This is a genomic window from Bacteroides faecalis (assembly GCF_003865075.1).
In the GTDB taxonomy this organism is placed as follows: Bacteria; Bacteroidota; Bacteroidia; order Bacteroidales; family Bacteroidaceae; genus Bacteroides; species Bacteroides faecalis.
In genome coordinates, this window is sequence record NZ_BHWB01000012.1 from 88,807 (window position 1) to 109,697 (window position 20,891).

Genomic DNA, 20,891 nt, shown 5'->3' on the forward strand with positions numbered 1-20,891 from the left:
AGAAATGAAGAAAATAAAATTTCCTTTATTCCTTGTAGGAATGTTGGTTGCTCTTGTTGCTTGCGAACAAGACTATGATTTTGTCTCTGATTCAGATGTATTGGAAGCTAATGAAAAGAGTATTTCAGCATTGAAAATGAGAAGTGCTTCGGCAGAAATTGTACCATTGTATATGGCATTGGACTCAGTACCTGAGTGGGTAAAAAGAGAAGTGACGTCAGAACAATATGAATTATGGAAGATTTTGAGTTCTAAATATGAAATTGACTATTCTTTTATGAAAGGTCAATTAACAGAGAAAAGAAAGGCTCATATTTATAGTGGAATAAGCAGGATATGTACGGATATTTCGAATGGGAAAATTGATAAACCTATGGGGAGGCTTAGATTTCTGCGCGATGAGGATATTATGAAAATATCTAAACTGGAGAGGCTGTCAAAAGAGGAATCAGGAAATTTTGATTCTTATTCAACAGTATTGCAAGTGTTTAGCCATCCTAGGTTGGATATAAGAGTGAAAACTGTATTATCTTATTCATATAATAAAGAATCAAAAGAAGCACGAAATATAAATATGGGTAGCCCATATGTAGACACTGATGATTTAAAAATGGGAGCATCTGTAAATGGACAGTCGCAAGCAAACTATAATGATTATGGTTATATTTCTGTATCATGTGCAGGTACATTAAGTTATTATGATAATGGAGTATACGGCTCTAATGATTTTTCATTCAATGATAGTGTGTATCTTTAATTAATTATGAGATATGAAAATTAAAAATATAATAATTGTATTTACTCTGTTATTATCATTAGCAGGTAATGCTCAAACCTCTTTTAGTGATAGAGCTCCATTAGACTCAGTACCTGAATGGGTAAAAGAAAAAGTTACACCAAAAGAATATGAAATATGGAAAACAATGAGTAGTGTGTTTTACATAGATTATTCTATTCTGAAAACAGAGCTTTCTCCTGAACGGAAACAAGAAATCTATGATGGACTTAAAAAAATATGTGAAGGAATTGAAAAAGGGGAATTTTCACATCGAGTTGGTACAGGATTTACTTTTGCAAAAGAAAATCCTATTGATACGACTTTTCAGTGGAAATTATGTGAACTGACTCAGATAGACGAAAATATTCAATTGTGTAAACGGGAAGCTAGTGTTTATCAAAGTGTACACTCAAACAGTGTAGAACTAGTTTGCACAGTTTGGTATATTTATAATTCTCAAAAGAAAGAGGTTCATATTGTGAAATATGAAATTTCACCTAATGGGTCACATTGTAAATTTCAAGGAGGAATGGGAATGGTTTATCAAAAGAATTTGAATCGTTTGCAGGGATCTTATGCGGGTACTTTTCGATATGAAATAGGTGGAAGAAAGTATTGTGATCAGTTGGAGAAGTCATTTGCCTTTTCTATTGATAAGTAATAGAAATATACTATGCAATTTGTTTTTCTATTATTTCTATTACTAGGTATTTGGGAACTTGGAATAGGGTCTTGGCAATGTGTAAATGCTTTCTTTAATGACTGGTCTTATCAAACCATTTGTGGAACATTTAATAATCCGGGACCTTATTCTATGTTTATTGTTATGATTCTTCCTATTGCATGGTTTTATATTTTACGGATAAAGTTTTTTCTTGTTGAGAATTATCAATATAAGTTGATCACTATATTGTCTATTGTTTATATTTTATTGTCTTTTCTTGTACTTCCATTTAGTATGAGTAGGACTGCATGGATAGCAGCATTAGTTAGTTGTGGAATAATGACGTGCTTATATATTTCAGAGCATAAGCGCTTTGTAGTAGGCAGAGGGTCTATGACTGTACTTATTTGTTCGTTAGTCCTATCTATGTTTCTTCTATACGGTCTTAAGAAAAACTCAGCAGATGGTAGACTTCTGATTTGGAAAGTCTCATATTCTATTATAAAAGAGAATTTTGCAAGTGGAGTGGGGAGTGGATATTTTTCCAGTGCATATGGAGATGCGCAAGAAAAATATTTTCGTGATAATAAAGGCACAGAACATGAAAAATATATTGCGGGAGCACCAGATTTTGCATATAATGAATATCTACAGATAATAGTAGAATATGGCATAAAAGGACTATTGATACTTGTTTTTGTAATTAGTTATTCGTTTTATAATTTATCACGTATGAATTTCCAATACCGAATGCCACTTATAGGAATGTTTGTCAGTTTATTAACGGTCGCATTTTTTTCTTATCCTTTTCGGAATATGTATACGTGCTTATTATCTTCATGTATTATAATTATAGTTATGTTATTTTCGACTGAGAAAGCCTGTTTGAGAAATATGATTCCAAGATATGGATTCATATTGTTTTCTTTATTGGTGGTTTCTTGGAAAATATGTTCTTCATTCGGGCATTCAGGAAATGTTAAAACTGCATATGAGCAATGGGCTTTGTTAAAACCGCATTTTGATGCCGAGCAATATAGTGAGATAACTTCCAATTATACTGTATTATATCCATATTTAAAATCTGATGCAGAATTTTTATTTGAATATGGACAATGTTTATCAAATATAAAACGGTATACAGAAAGTAATCTAATATTACAAGAAGGACTTAAGCATAGTGGGGATCCTATGTTTTTAAATATATTAGGAAAAAATTATCAGCAATTAGGGGAGTATCAATTGGCCGAACAGGTGTTTTATAAGGCTTATTATCGAATTCCTCATAAGATATATCCTTTATATTTATTGATGAATCTGTATAAAGAACTTCATCAGGAAAAAGATATGCTTTCTATTGCGTATCGTATTGTGAATCATAAAAGTAAGGTTAATTCATTAGAAACTGAATATATTAAAAATATGGTTAGAGAAGAATTAGGAAAAAGTTTCTTACCTTAATTTTTTATGTTTGGTAAATATATAAGTAGGGAGCATTGATAGATAACTATGAGATGATAAATTGGTGCTTTCTCAATAATGAAATAAAAAGAAGTTGAATTAATTAACAACATAATCATGGCAAAACATCTTATTTATCTGCTATTCATCTTTTTGATGATGGCATGTACAAGGGGGACAAAGTATTCTGACGAAACTATAAAAAATGAACTACGTGCCCCGTCTTATCCACTGTTCTCACTTCATCCACAGGTACGTTTGTGGTCTTCTGCGGATAAATTAACCGATAGAAATATCACTTTTACAAATGGGAAAACTTTTCCTTTTGTGGGATTTCTACGAGTAGATGGTGTGATATACCGTTTTATGGGAAGTGAAGAATTACCTATGCAGGCGATTGCACCGATGGGCTTCGATTCTGAAAAATGGGAAGGGAGATTCACTAGTCTTATGCCTGAGGTCGGTTGGGAACAACCGGGATTTGATGATAAATACTGGCAAGTGGGAGAAGGTGCGTTTGGAACGAAGGATAGACGAGAGGTGAAGACTCAGTGGCTTTCATCGGATATATGGGTACGAAGAGAGGTCGTTGTTGATCCGTATCTGCTTGAACATAGGAAAATTTACCTACGTTATTCTCATGATGATGGCCTCCAATTGTATATTAATGGAAAACAATTGGTCAGTAAAGTAGATGGCACAGCGTCGAACGTAAAAGTGGAAATTCCGGATTCTATTCTGGATACGATGAGAGAAGGGAAAGCATTGATTGCTGCTCATTGTGAGAATAAGGGAAAAAGTGCGTTACTGGATTTCGGATTGTTTGCGGATGAACCGGAAACCCTTATAGAGAAGGTTGCACCAATGGGAAAATGGCTGGGGAGATATACCACAGAGGAACCAGATGAAGCTTGGACGACGGCAACATTTAACGATGGTACTTGGGCAGAGGGAGAGGCAATGTTTGGTACAGAAGGTGAACAAGATGTACATACTCCTTGGAATACCTCAAGACTCTGGGTAAGGAGGAAAGTTGTTTTCGATTCTTTATTGGTGAAAAACAAACAGCTTTGTATGCGTTATTCACATAATGATGCGATTCGGTTGTTTATTAATGGAAAGCAATTGGTAAGCTCCGGATTTAAGGCGAAAAATGATGTTCGAACAGAAATCCCGGATTCAATTGTTGAAACAATGAAGAATGGAGAAGCATTGATAGCTGCCCGTTGTGAAAATTGGGGTGGAAAGGCTTGGGCTGACTTTGGCTTGTATGCTGAACCTAAAGAAGCTGTGCAGAAATCTGTTGATGTGCAAGCTACTCAGACCCATTATATGTTTGAGTGTGGAGATGTGGAATTGAAGCTTACTTTCACAACTCCTTATTTATTGAATGATTTGAAAGTTCTTAGCCAACCGGTGAATTACATTTCTTATCAGGCCAAAGCTTTAGATGGTAAAGAACATGATGTGGCAATTTATTTTGAAGTTGATCCACATAAAACTTTTCGTGCAGGACAGACTACACAAATATATGAAAAAGATGGATTAGTGTTAATGAAAACCGGTCGCGAAAACCAAAAGTTATGGGTCGATAAAGAGAAAGATGCTCCCGGTTGGGGATATTTATATTTAGGTACAAAGGGTGATGTTACATATGCTCAAGGAGATGCTGCAGAAATGCGTACGCACTTTATGAAAGAAGGAGATTTAAAGGAAATGCGTAAGTCTGATGAAAAACGCTATACGGCGTTTGCACAGGAGTTGGAATTGGATAGTGCATTTCCACAACATCTGACAATCTCTTTTGATGGACTCTGTACGATGTCTTATTTTGGGGAGGACTTGTTCCCCTATTGGAATAAAGAGGGTACAAAGAAGATAGAAGAACTGTATGAAAATGCAGAAAAGGATTATAAGGAAGTGATGGCTAAATGTTATGCTTTCGATCGTCAACTGATGGAGGAGGCATATCTTGCCGGAGGAAAAGAATATGCAGAACTTTGTGCATTGGCTTACCACCAGACTGTAGCATCTTTTCAAATGTCTGAGACATCGGACAATGAAATGCTTTATTTTACTCCACTGGTTGGTACTGTAGATACTTATTATGCAGCTTCACCGCTATTCCTTTATTATAATCCGGAGATATTGAAAGCAATGCTTGCTCCTTTCTTTTATTATAGTGAAAGTGGAAAATGGAATAAACCATATCCGGCTCATGATCTGGGAGGATATCCGTTTGTTAATGGACCGGGAAAAGGAGCAGACCTTCCTATTGAAGAAGCAGGAAACATGCTGATCATGGTAGCTGCTATGGCTAAAGTGGAACAGGACGTGAGCTATGCAGAAAAGCACTGGGAGACTTTGTCGAAATGGGCTAATTATCTTTTAGAGAATGGAACGGATACGAAAGAACAGATTAATGCAGGTAGCTTTGTGAGTCGTTGTCCACATCATGCCAACTTATCTGTAAAAGGTGTTTTAGGAATTGCTTCGTATGGTTTACTGGCAAGAATGTTGAAAAAGCAGGAAGAGGCGGATAAATATTTATCGGCAGCTAAAGAGATGTCTAAAGAATGGGAAATGCTGGCTAATGATGGAGATCATTACCGATTGGCTTTTGACCGACTGGATAGTTGGGGGCAGAAGTATAATCTAGTTTGGGATAGATTACTTGGATTGAATATTTTTCCTGAAAGAGTTATAGAACAGGAAACTGCTTTTTATGCTACGAAGTTTGGCACTTATGGTTGCCCGCTAGACAGCGAAACAAATAATGTAAAAGCAGAGTGGAGCGTATGGACTGCTTCTTTGAATAAGGATAGTGTGCAGTTCCGTAAGTTTCTTCTCCCGCTTTATCAGTTTATGAATGAAACTAAAACTCGTGTACCAATGCCGGATGCTTATAATGTGTCTGACAAAGGGACTTTAACAAGATATTGGGGAAGACCGGTGGTAGGGGGTTATTTTATCCGGTTATTAGAAAAAGAGATGGAATGAGAGAGTATCAGATTTATTTTAGTGCATAAAAAATAAACGATGAACGGATTTTGCATGTGATAATGCAACTCGTTCATCGTTTTTCTTATTATAGGATTTTATAAATCTTAATATCCAAAGATTTGCTCCTGAGTAAGTTCTTCAATTGGTCCGACTGTTTTCAGTTTATCCATATCAAGATCTTTTTTATCTCCTAGGATACAGTAAACATACGTACGATCTTTCATCCATTCTTTTTGGAAATTGATGATATCTTTCAGTGTCATGTTTTGTATGTCATTGTAAAGCTTGATACGTGAATCTACATTCTCTCCCAAGTCTTGGGCATTGATATAACTCCAGATAATATCACTTTTGATAATACGTTCAGTACGTAAACGGTTGATTAATCCTTCTTTTGCCAGTTGGAAAGCTTTTTCCGATTCGGGCATGTTGTTGATGATTTCGTTAAACGTATTGATGGCATCGATCATTTTATCATTTTGGGTGGCAATTTGGGTAAACACCATATAAGGGTATTTCAAATACCTTGGTTCATTTAAAGCAGCCCAAGCCGAATAAGCTAATCCACGAGTTTCGCGCATTTCCTGGAAAACAATAGAGTTCATACTACCACCAAAGTATTCATTGTATAGTGTGCGGGTCGGTTCGATAGTCGGATCGAATTTCTTATCTGTGTTAGAAATCTGCGACATATAGATCTGTTTAGCTTCGTAAGGAGCTATTAATACTTTAGTTGCTGGAGTTTCGAGATAAGGGAATTCGTCACCTACAGGAATCTCTTTTAGGGTAGCCGGCACTTTATGATTCTGATCGATAATTTCTAAAATCTCTTTGCTACTACTTGGCCCATAGTATAAAATACGATGTTTAAAGCTGTTCTGATTATGGATACGGTCTACCAATACTTGTGGATCCATTTCAGTAAGTTCTGTTTTTGTCAGTATATTGGTAGCAGGAGACTTGGGACCATACATCGCAAAGTTCATCAGGCGTGAGAAATTCTGTCCCTGATTCAATTTTGCATCCGAACGGGCTTTCAGGATATCTTCCGCCATGTTGCTGTAGGCTTCTTTATTGACTTGTGCATCAGCTAAAAGCTTCTCGAACAGTTGCATAGCTGCCGGCATATTTTCGTTCAGCCCTGAAAGAACGACATAAGTGCGTTCATTACCCGGAGAAACGTAGAAAGTACAGGCCAGACGATAGAATTCGCTTTTTAATTGCTCCGGTGTCATATCAGAAGTACCTAAGTATTCGAGATAATTAAAAGCTGTACCCAGTGCCTTATCTTGGTTATTACCCATGTCGAATACATAAATCAATTGGAAGAGATCATTGGTAACATTTTGTTTGTAAAGAACCGGTATGTCTGATTTAGCTTTTAGTAGAGTCAGATCTTTTTGGAAGTCGAGAAATACAGGCTCTATTGGTTGAACGGTGCTATTCTGTATTTCGGTAAGGAAGGCGCTTGCTGTATCACGGTTGGATATAATCGGAGTTATTTCCGGCTTCGTCATTTTCTTTTCATTAGGATCTTTACCTTGCTTTTTATAGATGGCTGCATAATTATCATTTTTCAGATATTTATTGGCAAAATCCACGATTTCGGCCTTAGTAAGTTTGGCTATACGATCAATGGAAGTGACTTCATCTTCCCAGGAGGTTCCATTAATAAATGAATTGACGAACATATCTGCGCGACCTTCATTGCTTTCCATATTCTGTATTTGATAAAGCTTGAAGTTGTTGATATTGGCTTGCAGCATTTTTTCGTCAAAATCTCCGGCACGGAGTTTATGAAGCTCGCCTAACAAGAGATTTTGTACTTCTTCTAATGTTTGTCCTTGTTTGGGAACTCCTCCTAATATAAACATAGAGTAATCTGCTAATCCCATAGGGTAACCGTACCCATTCAAAACCTTCTGCTGTTGGTTCAAGTCGAGGTCGATAAGTCCAGCCTTACCATTATATAATAATTGAGAGATTACTTGAAGCGTCTCAAAGTCTTTGCTTGAAGCACCGGGGAATCTCCATGCCAATGCAACGCTTTCCGCATCCGGTCCCAAAACTTCTCGTATAATAGGTTCAGTGATTGGTTCTTCTTTGGGTAAATTAAGTTTGGGTAGTTCCGGATTTGGCTTCATTTGCCCAAAATATTCATCTATGATAGCAATTGTTTTATCCGGATCCAGATCACCTGACATACAGATAGCCATGTTGTTGGGAACATACCATTGTTTATAGTAGTTTTTAATATTGGTAATCGAAGGATTCTTCAAATCTTCTTGTGTTCCCAGAACAGTCTGTGTTCCGTAAGGGTGGTGAGGGAAAAGAGAAGAGAAGATAGCTTCTTGCACTTTCCTGTTATCACGAGTCAGTGACATGTTCTTTTCCTCATATACAGCTTCCAGCTCTGTATGGAAACCACGTATGACATTGTTTTCAAAACGATCAGCCTGTATTTTAGCCCAGTTTTCTATTTGATTGGAAGGAATATCTTCCACGTAAACAGTTTGGTCGTAGGCAGTATAAGCATTAGTACCGTTTGCTCCGATAGCAGCCATTAACTTATCGTATTCATTGGGGATAGCATATTTGGATGCTTCGTAAGAAAGACTGTCGATTGTATGATAAATAGCTTTACGCTGAACTTCATCCGTCGTTTTACGATAAATTTCAAACTGCTGTTCTATTTGATCCAGCAATGGCTTTTCGGCTTCAAAATTCTGTGTGCCATAATTATTGGTTCCTTTGAACATCAGATGCTCAAAGTAGTGTGCAAGTCCGGTAGTTTCTGCCGGATCGTTCTTTCCACCTACCCGTACTGCAATAAAAGTCTGGATGCGCGGAGTTTCCTTATTTACAGTAAGATAAACCTTCAATCCGTTGTCCAATGTATAAATACGCGCTTTTAACGGATCGTTGGGAACTGTTTCATAGCTATACTTCTTTTGTGAGCTACAACTGCTGAACACTAATACCAGGAAGAGTGATAAGCATGAAAATTTGAGTAGTTTGTTCATATAACGACAACATTTTAATGACAAAAACAAAGGTAGCAGATTTTTGCTTATCTTTGCACTGAAAATTGTAAATTATAAAAGGTAAAATTGAAAATCAGATGATTACTATCGAACAACTTAAAGACGTGAAAGAGCGCACAGATGCGCTGAGGAGGTATCTTTGACGTCGATGCGAAGAAAATTCAAGTCGAAGAAGAACAATTAAGAACTCAGGCTCCGGGATTTTGGGATGACCAAAAGAAGGCAGAAGCTCAGATGAAGCTGGTGAAAGATCTGCAAAAATGGATTGAAGGCTATAACGAGGTTAGGACATTGACCGATGAACTGGCATTAGCTTTTGATTTTTATAAAGAAGAGTTGGTTACAGAGGAAGATGTGGATACCGCTTATGCAAAAGCAATTGAAGCAGTAGAAACTTTGGAACTCAAGAATATGTTGCGCGAGGAAGCCGATCAGATGGACTGTGTGTTGAAAATTAATTCAGGTGCCGGTGGTACGGAAAGTCAGGATTGGGCTTCAATGCTGATGCGTATGTATCTTCGATATGCAGAGACGAACGGTTATAAAGCTACGATTGCCAATCTTCAGGAAGGTGATGAGGCGGGAATCAAAACCTGTACCATTAATATAGAAGGAGATTTTGCGTATGGATATCTGAAGGGAGAGAATGGAGTACATCGTTTGGTACGTGTTTCTCCGTACAATGCCCAGGGTAAGCGTATGACTTCTTTTGCTTCTGTATTTGTTACTCCGTTAGTAGATGATAGCATCGAAGTGAATATCGAACCTGCCCGTATTTCATGGGATACATTCCGAAGTGGCGGCGCTGGTGGACAGAACGTAAACAAGGTAGAGTCCGGAGTTCGTCTGCGTTACCAATACAAGGATCCTTATAACGGTGAAGAAGAGGAAATCCTGATTGAAAATACAGAGACTCGTGACCAGCCGAAGAATCGCGAAAATGCAATGCGTCAGTTGCGTTCTATTTTATATGATAAGGAGTTGCAACATCGAATGGCTGAACAAGCAAAAGTGGAAGCCGGAAAGATGAAAATTGAATGGGGATCTCAGATACGAAGTTATGTGTTTGATGACCGTCGTGTGAAGGATCATCGTACCAATTATCAGACTTCTGATGTGAACGGGGTAATGGATGGAAAGATTGATGGTTTTATCAAAGCCTATCTGATGGAATTCTCATCGCAGGAATCATAAAAACCGAAAAATAGCGAGTATTATTTTTGGAAAGTTAAAAGATTTGTTCTTACTTTGTTAGCGTTGAACTTTAAAGCTAACTATTATGGGTAAGAGTAAAAGAAAAGTAGTACATAGCAAGAAAGAAGAACAACAGGCACAAAAGGTAGTCAAAATAGTGTTTGTTTCACTTGTTATTTTGGCACTGGTTATGCTTATTGGATTTTCTTTCTTAGGTTAATTCATCACGGATTACATAGATTTCACAGATTATATATCGTAACCTATGGGTTATAATTGATCTGTATGTGATCATGTAATCCATGATGATTTTTTTGTAATAGGATTGTCATTTATTTGTTATTACTCCGTAGTCTCCTTGTAATCTCCTTGTATCCTTACAGTTGTACTTTTGCAGCGAATTAGTAAAGCGAACAACTGGAATGAGTAGAATTACAATTACTGTCTTTATGTTATTGATGACAGTTATGGCTTTCGGACAAGCCAAAGAAGATGCCGGGGATGGCAAAATGCTGAATAAACAATCGATGGAACTCAAAGATTATTTGCCGGAGATTCATGGAACTATCCGGGGAAAGTATGAGTTTCAGACAGAAATAAAAGAAAGCCGTTTCGAAGTACGTAACGCGCGTTTTAGTGTTTCGGGAAATGTCCATCCTATGGTGGCTTACAAAGCTGAGATTGATCTTTCTGACGAGGGTTCTATTAGAACATTAGACGCTTATGCGCGTGTATTCCCTGTGAAAAATCTGGATTTTACCCTTGGTCAGATGCGTGTACCTTTTACTATTGATGCGCATCGTTCTCCTCATCAACAATATTTTGCGAACCGTTCTTTTATTGCCAAACAGGTAGGCGATGTACGTGATGTCGGTTTTGTGACAAAATATAGTCATGAAGATGCTTTTCCTCTTATTCTTGAAGGAGGGTTGTTCAATGGTTCGGGATTGACTAATCAAAAGGTGTGGCACAAGACATTGAACTATTCGGTAAAAGCCCAACTTTTGCTAAACAAAAACTGGAACATGACTTTGAGCACTCAAATGATAAAACCAGAGAATGTGCGTATTAATATGTATGATATTGGTGTTTATTATCAGAATGATCGTTTTCATATTGAAGCGGAATACCTTTATAAAATGTACGGGCATAATGCTTTTGATGATGTACATTCTGTAAACAGCTTTGTCAATTATGATCTGCCACTGAAAAAAGTATTCAATAAGATATCTTTTCTGGCACGCTATGATATGATGACCGATCATAGTAACGGTAAGACGGATATTGAAACGGGAGTATTAAAAATAAATGATTATGCTCGTCATCGTGTAACAAGTGGAGTCACATTGAGTCTATCAAAAGCATTTATTGCTGATCTCCGTTTGAACTTCGAAAAGTACTTTTATAAAAAATCAGGTATTCCTAAAGAATCGGAGTGTGATAAAATAGTGATTGAATTTATGACCCGATTCTAAAGATTTGTATCTTTGTGCCATGGCACAAGAGATTGAACGTAAGTTTTTAGTTACCGGTGAGTTCAAGTCACAGGCTTTTGCTCAGGACCGGATTATTCAGGGATATATTTGTAGCGCCCAGGGACGAACGGTACGGGTACGTATTCGTGATAATAGAGGTTATCTGACTATAAAGGGAGCTTCTAATGTATCTGGTACCAGTCGGTATGAGTGGGAACATGAATTATCCTTGGCGGAGGCTGAGGAACTAATGAAACTTTGTGAACCGGGTGTCATTGATAAAACTCGATATCTGGTACGTTGCGGTAAGCATGTGTTCGAAGTTGATGAGTTTTATGGGGATAATGACGGACTGATTGTGGCTGAAGTAGAATTGGCCTCAGAGGATGAGACTTTTGATAAGCCGTCTTTTATTGCTGAAGAAGTAACGGGAGACAGGCGTTACTACAATTCTCAATTAATGAAAAAACCGTATAAAACTTGGTGAATATTAACAAATAAACAGTATATTTGTTCTAATAGTAAAAGAACTGTGTATGGAACAATTGTATAATTACTTGCCGAGGGAATTGGTGACTTTTGTGTTGGTTACTTTGTTTTCTTTGCTTATAGGACTTTCTCAACGTCGAATCAGTTTGAAGCGTGAGGGGGAAACGACACTTTTCGGTACGGACCGTACATTTACCTTTATTGGTATTCTGGGATATCTTCTTTATATACTCGATCCTACGGATATGCGCTTATTTATGGGTGGCGGTGCTATACTTGGGCTTCTGCTAGGGTTAAATTATTACGTAAAACAATCGCAGTTCCACGTGTTTGGCGTTACTACTATCATTATTGCCCTTATTACTTATTGTATAGCTCCAATTGTAGTTACCCAACCTTCTTGGTTTTATGTAATGGTGATCGTTACAGTTCTGCTGTTAACAGAGTTGAAACATACGTTTACGGAGTTTGCCCAAAAGATGAAGAATGATGAAATGATCACGTTAGCAAAGTTTTTGGCTATCAGTGGTATCATATTGCCGATGCTTCCAAATAAGAATTTAATTCCGGATATAAACTTAACTCCTTATTCCATTTGGCTGGCAACGGTTGTTGTATCCGGCATTTCTTACCTCTCTTATCTTTTAAAGCGGTATGTTTTTCATGAATCCGGTATATTGGTTTCGGGTATTGTCGGAGGGCTTTACAGTAGCACTGCAACGATTTCAGTGTTGGCTCGTAAGAGTCGTAAGGCATCGGAACAAGAAACAAATGACTATGTAGCTGCTATGTTGTTGGCAATAAGTATGATGTTCTTACGTTTTATGATTCTAATCTTGATCTTTAGCAAGGAAATCTTTCTATCTATTTATCCATACTTGCTGATTATGGCAATTGTTGCTGCTTTGGTGGCATGGTTCATCCATTCCAAGCAACGTCGTTCGAGTGATATGACGACAGATGTGGAGGAAGATGATAGCAGTAACCCCTTGGAATTTAAGGTAGCCTTGATTTTTGCAGTTCTATTTGTTATTTTCACTGTATTGACTCACTATACTTTGATTTATGCGGGAACCGAAGGATTGAACCTGCTTTCATTTGTTTCGGGGTTTAGTGATATCACTCCTTTTATATTGAACTTATTGCAGAATACTGAAAGTGTAGCAGCTGTGGTTATTACGGCTTGTAGTATGCAGGCTATTATCAGTAATATATTGGTGAATATGTGTTATGCTCTATTTTTTGCCGGCAAAGGTAGTAAGTTGCGTCCCTGGATTTTAGGAGGATTCGGAACAGTGGTAGCTATTAATTTAGTTCTGTTGCTATTCTTTTATTTTTGAAGTCGTTGCATGTAAAGGAACTTATAGAAAATCCCTGTGTAATAATTGAAGTAAGGTCATACAGGGATTTTTACTTGATTAATTCCAGCTCCAGTCGCTTTCCTTATAATTGGCTTCCACTGTATTTTCTATATTATCTGGAAGATTGTGGAAGAAATCGATACCTGTGTATTCTTCCAATTTATCAATCGATATTGCATAGCTTTTATAACTTTTGCCTTTCGCATAAGATTTATGTTCAAACCAGAAATCTAGTGATAGTATTGCCATGTAGAAATATTTAGGTACAGGAATGGATTACTCTTTTACAAACAATCAGCAATTATTATATGCGCAATCTCAAAATCTATTCTATGAAAAAGTACTTCATTTCCTGAAAACTAATCATAAGTAGTTTTACAACTACGCTGTAAAGTATACAACTGACTTAGGAAAATGCAAGAGTTTATATACAAAAGAGCTCATTTATACTTTTTTTGATATATCAAGCGAAGGAGAGAGACCTTATTACCATCCTTGGATTTCAGTGTTTTACATAATAATCTTAACTATCCACTTGTATAAACAAAAAATAAAGACAGATGCTTTTTATAAGTTAATGCATTTTGTTTGTATATTTAAAAATATTTAATATATTTGCATAATTATTAAAATCTACATGGATTGATTTTTGTATGTGAAACGTGTACAAACGCGCTTATGCAAAATTAATTTGGAGTGGATCCTAATAAATTAAATATATCCTTTAAATTTAACAATTATGAAAAAAAAAGAATTTTATTATTTGTATTGTTTTAACTGTTGTGATAATATCAGTCACTTATCAAAAGCAGAAATCAAAGACAATTTTAGGAGATATTGCTCTTCTAAATATTGAAGCGTTAGCCCAAGACGAAGGGAGTGGTAACTGTGCGGAATGGATAACAAAGAATTGTTATGAAGTATTCACTTCTGAATATGGATCTGATTATTACGCTTCATGTGCGCCCACAACAATGGGAGGTATGGCAGAATGTGGAGCTATTGAATCTCATAAACCTGCTGGAATGTCTCAAATTAAGACTTGTCTTGAATGTATTAGACAGTACTAATATTTATATAACATGAATAAGAAGATTTTTATCCTGATTTTCGTCATTGTCGCCTTGTCTTCTTGCCGCAACGGTACTAAAAATTCTGCTTTTCAGAAATCTTCTCGTTTTGAAACTGTATTGATTACCGATACTCTGCCTATTATTAATTTATCTCGGGAAGTCCTTCCCATTAACTTAATATACCCAACGGACATGGTGGCAATTGATACCTTTTTAGTTGTTTTGCAACATCATGAAGAGAAGATTATCAAAGTATTCAGTATGAACTCGTATAAGTTCTTAGGAGAATTTCTCAGAAAAGGAGGGGGCCCGAATGAAGTGATTGTTTTCGGACGGGTAAGTCAGTGGTTTATAGAAGAAGGCGAGCCTAAGATTATGATTCAATCTTACCCTAATTATTTAGCTGTACTGAACATTCGGAAATCTATTGAAGCCGGAGAAACGGTTTATGATCGGAAGTATACTTTTGAGAAAGGCCAAAAAAAGAATTTGTTCTTGGCTTCCAACAGTGTCTATGAAATAAATCAATCGGAGTTGATGATGACCAAGGATCCTCTGAGGTCAGGAATAACAGATAACTGCAACTTCTTTTGGGAGTTTTACGATTGTAAAACGGACGATGTAAAACGTAATATTGTTTACGAAAACTTTACTGGAATGATAGATCCTTTTTTGAAAGAATCGAATAGACTCTTGAAGCCCGACCGCAAAAAAGCAGCGTTACTGTATAGCAAGATTAACTTGATTGGTATAGTAGACCTTGAACAAGCCTCGATAAAGCAAATTTATCCCGGTGGAAAAATATTTAATGTACAAACTGAATTAGAAATAGATAACCGCAAGTCTTATTTTGACGAAGGAGAATGTACGGACCAATATATATTCGCGCTATCCTCCAAGGGGGTAAAAGTCAGTGAAAAGGTGAACATAGAGGCAGCCCCTATCTCTCAACTGGATGTATTTGACTGGAACGGCAATTACATTTATAAGGTCGATCTTGGTGAACGAATTAGGATAATCTCAGTTGATAACAACCAAAGATACCTTTATGCTGTAAATACGGATGATGCTATTATCAGATATGACCTGTCGGCACTGAAGTAAATAACGTTCAATGAAATTCTAGAATAGAGTAAGCTGACTATCATACGGAATTGCGGCTTACTGCTTTTTCCCAAAGAAGCCGACTATCAATGTTGAAAGAACCTATCAGAAGAACTTGTCAGGCTTCTTTGGGAACACCATGCCCAAACAGATAAGATTTTAGGTAGGAGAGAGATAGAAAAAATTACAATAAAAATGGCATATGAGCTGAGATTAGGCGGTCATCTGCATATGCCATCTTACTTTTTAAATGAATATACTTGATTAATTCCAGCTCCAGTCGCTTTCCTTATAATTGGCTTCCACCGTATTCTCTATATTATCTGGAAGATTGTGGAAGAAATCGATACCTGTGTATTCTTCCAATTTATCAATCGATATTGCATAGCTTTTATAACTTTCGCCTTTCGCATAAGATTTATGTTCAAACCAAAAACCTATTGCATGATATTGACCATTCTTTAGTGATAGTATTGCCATGTAGAAATATTTAGGTACAGGAATAGTATTGTTTTCTTTCAAATACCTGATAATATTATCTTGTTGGTCAATGGTTCCCCCCTTAACAGCATAAAGGGTATCCTGATCGTTCGTAATCGTTCCCCATTTCTGAACGCATTTTTCCAGATTAGCCCATATGCTACCATTAAATCCGTTTTGAATCTGAGGATTGATATTTGACATATAGAATGTTTGCAGATTGGCTTCTTCGGAATATTGTCTGTCACTTGAAGCTACCAAGTGACCTCTGCTATATCCGGAGTTGGTATAATCCGAGTAGGATGTTTGGTATTGGACAGGAATTTTCGGATCTTCCGTAAATCTGTCTCCACGACCTGCATCATTATCCGGTGTTGCTGTACTAAAGGTACAAGCTGACCATCGTGCACTTTTCTGTGTACAATCGTATTCTATACTGAACGTCGGTAATTCTTTTCCATTCACAGTAGTTGTATGAGTAATGAATAAATTCATGTTTCCTCCTTTTAACTTAGGAATTTCAATTCTTCCTGAATAGTTGGAAGATGTTCCTCCGTTACCACCCGTTTGCTTCAATGTAAGCGTAGCACTTTCTTTTCCAGCTTCAATGGTAATTGTAACGTTACGTTCTGCTCCAGTATTTGCCTGTAGGTATCCTGTGATAGAGCTATTGCCATTTCCGGATGTTTTGTTTAATGTACACCATGCTGCACTGCTTTTGGCTTGCCATGCACCATCTGTTTTGATGCGGATAATAAATCCACCTCCTTCTGCTTTTATTTCATTTTGATCAATGGCGGCAATCCCTTGCTCGGTGTTATTCGGATTTCCGGGAATGTCGGGTAGATCCTGTTCGCTACATGATACGACAATGTAACTGATAAAAAAGAATGTGAATAGCTTGAATAATTGCTTCGTCATCTTGGATAGTATTTTATAAGTTTAGGAATAAACAGAAGGAAGTTATATATCTAAAGAGGCTTATTTGACCTCTTTTATTAGATAGATAATAGTCGGTAAGTGGTCACTGTATCCATTGAGCCATACTCCTCCGGCTTGTGTACGTTTGGGATATCCTTTGTATTTACCGTCTTTTTGAAACATAAAATCTTTGTTGAAGATTTCATGTTTATAGTATTTTAATGTACTGCGGTCGGTGCCCAGTAGATTTCCGGTGAAGACGATTTGGTCAAATAGGTTCCATTTTCCTCTATACATCAGGGTACCATATCCTTTTCTCAGCGTGTCCCACCATGGATTATACAAATCTGTGGGACCGACCTCGTTCGGTTTACGTTTGGCTCCGAGTGAAACAGCCATGCTCTTGTCCATCGGATCATCGTTCATATCTCCCATGATAACGATTTTAGCTTCCGGATCTTCCCTTAGCAAAGAGTCTTTTATTGCTCTGACTTGTTCTCCGGCACGTTCGCGAGCAGGAGAAGCCGCTCCACGTGAAGGCCAGTGGTTTACGATAAAGTGCATCTTCTCACCTGCTATTTTTCCACTAGCGATCAGGAAGCCGCGGGTTTTGTGAACGGTATCATTTATATATATATAAGGTAAGAGTTTACTATGGTCAAGCTCAAACAATTCCGGATTATAGAAAAAAGCACAGTCTACTCCACGTTGGTCTTCTCCCTCATAATGGATATATTTATATCCTCTGTCCGCTAATGCCGGTTGTTTCAAGAGATCTTCCAGCACTCTGTAATTCTCAATTTCGGATACACCGATAATAGCGGGACCCATCGGAAGTTTGTCAGTTGCAAGTTTGCTTAATACTTCTGACATATTCTTCAGTTTAGCCTTGTACTTCATCGTATTCCACTGATTGGTACCATTAGGCAAATACTCGTAGTCATTTTTTCCCTCATCATGGATGGTGTCAAAAAGATTCTCCATATTATAAAATGCAACACTGTATAACGCATATTTCTTTTCTTGTCCATAGGCCATGAGGACAAAAAGAGCGAGTATACCTAAAGTTATTAAACTTTTTTTCATCTTTAAAATTGATTTTAAAAGTGAGCTATGTATCATATCTGTGACAAATATCTAAAAAGAAAACGGAAAAACCTTCAGATCTATGTATTTTTTTTATAAATTTCATTGCTATTTATGAAATTCTTTGTTATTTTGTACGACCTATTATTTTAACAACAATTTAATGGTAGAGACCAATTAACATTAATATAAATTAAATTATGAAACAACGATTAGGGTTAGCGATCGTATTATTTTGTTTGGCGCCGACTATATTTGCGCAGCAAAAGGCAAAACAAAACGCTCGTGAAGACAATGCTTCTTTCATGTTCACAGAATCACAGTTGAACGATGATGATGATGCCGCTCAAAGTGTGCAGGCACTAGTCTCTTCAAACAATGATGTCTATCTGTCTAATGTTGGTTATTTGTTTAGTCCGATGAGATTTCGTGTGAGAGGATACGATTCTCAGTACAATGACATGTACATTAACGGTGTACAGTTTAACGATGTAGAAACAGGACGTTTCAGCTACGGATTGATCGGAGGATTAAATGATGCTACCCGAAACAAGGAGGGAATTAGTCCTTTTGAAACCAATAACTTTACTTTTGGGGCGATTGGAGGGGCGACGAATATCGATCTTCGTGCCAGCCAATATTCAGCAGGATCAAAGTTGTCATTGTCAGGATGTAATCGTAGTTACATTTTGCGTGGAATGTACACTTATTCCACAGGTCTGATGAAGAATGGTTGGGCATTCACCGGATCAGCAGGCTATCGTTGGGCAAATGAAGGAAATATCGAAGGTACCTTTTACAATGCTTTTTCTTATTTTTTGGCAGCAGAGAAAGTCTTTAATGACAAACATAGTTTATCAATTGCTACTTGGGGAGCTCCTACAGAACGTGGACAACAAGGGGCATCTACAGAAGAAGCTTATTATTTAGCTAATAGTCACTATTATAATCCTAACTGGGGATATCAGAACGGAAAGAAACGTAATGCGCGTGTGGTAAATTCTTTCGAGCCTTCTGCTGTTGCAACATGGGATTTCAAAATTAAAGAAGACATGAAATTAGTGACGAGCGCAGGATTTAAATATAGTAGTTATGGAACCAGTGCATTGGGATGGAATGGAAATGCTTCTGACCCGCGTCCTGATTATTATAAGAAATTGCCTAGCTCAATATTCAATGTTTATAATGATGTTCCTACACCCGAACAGTTAGAGCAATTTAACGAAGTAACTGATTTATGGAAGCATAACAAAGCTTATCGTCAGCTTGACTGGGATTTGATGTATTTCTCTAATCAACAAGCAAATGCATTGGATAAGGAAACGTTGTATTATGTAGAAGAACGTCATAATGACCAATTAGCATTTAATTTCAATTCCGTATTTAATCATACCATCAATGACCATAGCAGTTATACAGCCGGTATTGCTGTTAATACGACAAAAGGTATGCATTTCAAGAAAATGAAAGATTTGCTGGGTGGTGTATTGTATACTGATATCGATAAGTTCTCAGTGCGCGACTATGGTGAAAACTCTTATATCATTCAGAATGATTTGGATCATCCGAATCGTCGTATTGGAGAAGGTGATAAGTTCGGTTATAACTACAATATATTTGTGAACAAACAAAGTGCTTGGTTACGCTATCAGGGTAAAAGCGGTTCATTCAGCTACTTCGCTTCCGGTAAGATCGGTTCTACACAAATGTTTCGTGAAGGTTTGATGCGTAACGGTCGTGCTCCGTTGAAATCTTTGGGTAGCAGTGGTACTGCTAAATTCCTGGAAGGTGGTGTAAAAGCTGGTTTGACTTACTTCCTTAATGGTAACCATTCATTTACATTGAATGCCGGATATGAAGATCGTGCTCCGTTGGCATATAACTCATTTGTTGCTCCACGTATCAAGAACGATTTTGTTAGTGACTTGAAGACTGAACAAGTTTATGGTGGTGATTTGACTTATAATTTTAATACTCCTGTTGTGATGGGACGTATTACAGGATATTATACCCGTTTCCAGAATCAGGTAGAATTGGAAGCTTTTTATAATGACAATGAATCTCGCTTTACTTACTTGTCAATGAACGGTATAAAGAAAGAACATTGGGGTGTGGAAGCTGCAGCTACTTTCCGTTTGACTAGCAATCTGTCTTTGACGGCTATCGGCACATGGTCGGAAGCTGAATATATGAACAATCCGGTTGCTACACGTACTTATGAAAGTGAGAGTGAATCTAATCCTGACCGGGTATATGCAAAAGGTATGCGTGCTAACGGTACTCCACTTTCAGCTTATAGCTTGAGTCTGGATTATAATATCAAAGGTTGGTTCTTTAACCTGTCTGGTAATTATTATGACCGTATCTATCTGGACTTCTCTGCTTATCGTCGTTTGGAGAGTGTATTGACTCGTGATAACGATGGCTCAGTAGACGCTAACGGTAATCTGGTAGGTGTAACAGTTCCTTCACAAGAAAAACTAAAAGGTGGTTTCATGCTTGATGCTTCTATTGGTAAGTACATTCGTTTGAGAAATGGTAAGAGCATCAGTCTTAATCTTAGCGTGAATAATGTTCTGAATAATACTAATATGCGTACAGGTGGTTATGAACAAAATCGTGACGACACTTATGATGATGGTTCTATGCGTACTTATATGTTCTCTAAGAACTCTAAGTATTATTATGCGCCGGCCATCAATGCATTCATGAATATCGGTTACAGATTCTAAATGTGTTATCAGCCCAATTAATAAAT

Annotated in this window: 15 protein-coding genes and 1 pseudogene; 12 read left to right on the forward strand and 4 right to left on the reverse strand. The window is 37.1% G+C overall.

All coding sequences use genetic code 11. The features are described 5' to 3' along the window. The first annotated feature begins 4 nt into the window (after nt 1-4). The 4 genes from EJF25_RS17740 to EJF25_RS17755 all read left to right on the forward strand — a co-directional run bounded on the left by EJF25_RS17740 (nt 5) and on the right by EJF25_RS17755 (nt 5,903). A complete protein-coding gene (locus EJF25_RS17740; protein WP_125042176.1) occupies nt 5-757 on the forward strand; it encodes a hypothetical protein in 753 nt (250 codons plus the stop codon). A 13-nt stretch (nt 758-770) separates the two neighbouring features. Beyond that, nucleotides 771-1,439, forward strand: coding sequence for a hypothetical protein (locus EJF25_RS17745; RefSeq protein ID WP_125042177.1), 669 nt, complete (start codon nt 771-773; stop codon nt 1,437-1,439). A gap of 12 nt (nt 1,440-1,451) precedes the next feature. Further along, nucleotides 1,452-2,903, forward strand: coding sequence for an O-antigen ligase family protein (locus EJF25_RS17750; RefSeq protein ID WP_125042178.1), 1,452 nt, complete (start codon nt 1,452-1,454; stop codon nt 2,901-2,903). A gap of 117 nt (nt 2,904-3,020) precedes the next feature. Beyond that, nucleotides 3,021-5,903 (forward strand): glutaminase family protein, encoded by a 2,883-nt coding sequence (locus EJF25_RS17755; protein WP_125042179.1) that lies wholly within the window; start codon nt 3,021-3,023, stop codon nt 5,901-5,903. Nucleotides 5,904-6,010: 107 nt separating this feature from the next. Here the strand turns inward: EJF25_RS17755 and EJF25_RS17760 are convergent, their stop codons facing one another. Further along, nucleotides 6,011-8,929, reverse strand: coding sequence for a M16 family metallopeptidase (locus EJF25_RS17760; protein WP_125042180.1), 2,919 nt, complete (start codon nt 8,927-8,929; stop codon nt 6,011-6,013). 98 nt (nt 8,930-9,027) lie between these two features. Between EJF25_RS17760 and prfB the strand changes: the two genes are divergently transcribed. The 5 genes from prfB to EJF25_RS17780 all read left to right on the forward strand — a co-directional run bounded on the left by prfB (nt 9,028) and on the right by EJF25_RS17780 (nt 13,448). After that, nucleotides 9,028-10,144 (forward strand): peptide chain release factor 2 gene (prfB, locus tag EJF25_RS17765; RefSeq protein ID WP_125042181.1). Its coding sequence is split into 2 segments (ribosomal slippage): nt 9,028-9,090 and nt 9,092-10,144, totalling 1,116 coding nucleotides; the frame shifts between segments, so codons are not numbered across the junction. A gap of 85 nt (nt 10,145-10,229) precedes the next feature. Beyond that, a complete protein-coding gene (locus EJF25_RS26215; protein WP_262707218.1) occupies nt 10,230-10,364 on the forward strand; it encodes a hypothetical protein in 135 nt (44 codons plus the stop codon). 202 nt (nt 10,365-10,566) lie between these two features. Beyond that, nucleotides 10,567-11,619: a porin gene (locus tag EJF25_RS17770; protein ID WP_125042182.1), complete on the forward strand. Its 1,053-nt coding sequence runs from the start codon at nt 10,567-10,569 to the stop codon at nt 11,617-11,619. Nucleotides 11,620-11,638: 19 nt separating this feature from the next. Then, a complete protein-coding gene (locus tag EJF25_RS17775) occupies nt 11,639-12,106 on the forward strand; it encodes a CYTH domain-containing protein (protein ID WP_125042183.1) in 468 nt (155 codons plus the stop codon). A gap of 49 nt (nt 12,107-12,155) precedes the next feature. Further along, entirely contained in the window at nt 12,156-13,448 is a 1,293-nt protein-coding gene (locus EJF25_RS17780; protein WP_125042184.1) for an MgtC/SapB family protein, read from the forward strand. 78 nt (nt 13,449-13,526) lie between these two features. Here EJF25_RS17780 and EJF25_RS17785 read toward each other — a convergent pair. Further along, a pseudogene (locus tag EJF25_RS17785) lies at nt 13,527-13,745 on the reverse strand (DNA/RNA non-specific endonuclease); the annotation flags it as partial. Nucleotides 13,746-14,251: 506 nt separating this feature from the next. Between EJF25_RS17785 and EJF25_RS17790 the strand changes: the two are divergent. Together EJF25_RS17790 and EJF25_RS17795 are read left to right on the forward strand one after the other, a co-directional pair. Then, nucleotides 14,252-14,539, forward strand: a complete 288-nt coding sequence (locus EJF25_RS17790; RefSeq protein ID WP_160119427.1) for an NVEALA domain-containing protein — start codon at nt 14,252-14,254, stop codon at nt 14,537-14,539. Between the two features lie 12 nt (nt 14,540-14,551). Then, entirely contained in the window at nt 14,552-15,646 is a 1,095-nt protein-coding gene (locus EJF25_RS17795) for a BF3164 family lipoprotein (RefSeq protein WP_125042187.1), read from the forward strand. Nucleotides 15,647-15,910: 264 nt separating this feature from the next. On the opposite strand, the gene EJF25_RS17800 is transcribed toward EJF25_RS17795, so the two are convergent. Beyond that, on the reverse strand, nt 15,911-17,047 hold the full coding sequence (locus EJF25_RS17800; protein WP_125042188.1) for a DNA/RNA non-specific endonuclease: 1,137 nt from the start codon (nt 17,045-17,047) through the stop codon (nt 15,911-15,913). 60 nt (nt 17,048-17,107) lie between these two features. Then, nucleotides 17,108-18,133, reverse strand: coding sequence for an endonuclease/exonuclease/phosphatase family protein (locus tag EJF25_RS17805; RefSeq protein ID WP_125042189.1), 1,026 nt, complete (start codon nt 18,131-18,133; stop codon nt 17,108-17,110). Nucleotides 18,134-18,333: 200 nt separating this feature from the next. On the opposite strand from EJF25_RS17805, the gene EJF25_RS17810 reads away from it, so the two are divergent. Next, the gene (locus tag EJF25_RS17810) at nt 18,334-20,865 is read left to right on the forward strand and encodes a porin family protein (protein ID WP_125042190.1); all 2,532 of its coding nucleotides are present in this window, start codon (nt 18,334-18,336) and stop codon (nt 20,863-20,865) included. The last annotated feature ends 26 nt before the right edge of the window (nt 20,866-20,891 follow it).